This is a genomic window from Kitasatospora sp. NPDC058032 (genome assembly GCF_042885845.1).
Lineage (GTDB): Bacteria > Actinomycetota > Actinomycetes > Streptomycetales > Streptomycetaceae > Kitasatospora.
Genome location: NZ_JBHVRK010000086.1, coordinates 1 through 1,232, shown reverse-complemented (window position 1 = coordinate 1,232; position 1,232 = coordinate 1). Strand labels below are relative to the sequence as shown.

Sequence of the window (1,232 nt, the reverse complement as noted above, 5' to 3'; positions counted from 1 at the left end):
GGCCGGGAGGCTCGTCGAGGGGCTCCCGGTCGTGATCTCCGGGTACAACGGCCCCCGTCAGACGGTGGTCGCGGGGACCGTCGAGGCCGTGGAGAGCGTGGGGGAGCGGGCGGCGGCCGCGGGGATCGCCTTCACCCGCCTGGCCGTGTCGCACGCCTTCCACTCGCCCCTCGTCGCCCCGGCCGCCGAGTCCTTCGGCGACTGGCTGGCGGAGGCGCGGCTGGGCGGAGTGGGGCGCCGGGTCGTCTCCACCGTCACCGGTACGGAGCTGGAGAGCGACACCGACCTCGCCAAGCTGCTGCGGCAGCAGATCACCGACCCGGTGCTGTTCACCCAGGCGGTCCGGGCGGCGGCGGCCGAGGTGGACCTGTTCGTCGAGGTCGGGCCCGGCCGGGTCCTGAGCACCCTGGCGGCGGAGACCGCCGGGAAGCCCGCCGTCGCGCTGAACACCGACGACGAGTCGTTGCGCGGTCTGCTGCAGGTGGTCGGCGCCGCGTTCGTGCTCGGGGCGCCGATCATCCCCGAACGGCTCTTCAACGACCGGCTGACCCGGCCGCTGGAGGTGGGGAAGGAGTTCCACTTCCTGGCCAGCCCCTGCGAGCAGGCCCCGGAGTTCACGCTTCCCGCGGCCGCTCGCGGTCCGCTCGTCCAGGAGTCCGAGGCCCCGGAGGCCGCGGAGGCCGGCGGTTCGGCGGGGGAGTCGGCGCTCGACGTGCTGCGCGCGCTGGTGGCCGAACGGGCTGAGCTGCCGACCGAGTTGGTCGACGAGAACAGCAGTCTCCTCGACGATCTGCACATGAGCTCGATCACGGTCGGTCAGATCGTCAACCAGACGGCTGTCCGGCTCGGCCTCTCCCCTTCCAGTATCCCGACCAACTTCGCCACGGCGACCGTGGCGGAGCTGGCTTCTGCTCTCACCACCCTGGTCGAGACCGGGGCGGACACGACGGCGGCGCCTGTCGTGACGGGTGCCGCGGCCTGGGCACGGCCCTTCTCCGTCGACCTCGACGAACTGCCCCTCCCCGCGGCCGTGGCGGACGAGAAGGGCGGCACGTGGGAGTTGTTCACCTCCGCCGACCACCCCTTCGCCCACGATGTCCGGCACGCTCTCCAGAACGCCGCGGTGGGCTCCGGGGTCCTGGTGTGCCTGCCGCCGGATACGCCGACACCGCCGCCCACGTCGAACGGGCCGTCCGCGCCGCCCTCCTCGAGCACTGACCGCCCGCCGCCTC

Annotated in this window: 1 protein-coding gene; it reads left to right on the top strand. The window is 73.5% G+C overall.

Annotated features, from left to right (window positions below):
- Window positions 1-31: 31 nt before the first annotated feature.
- A partial coding sequence (locus ACFVUH_RS37435; RefSeq protein ID WP_387918108.1) for an acyltransferase domain-containing protein occupies window positions 32-1,232 on the top strand: 1,201 nt, incomplete at its 3' end.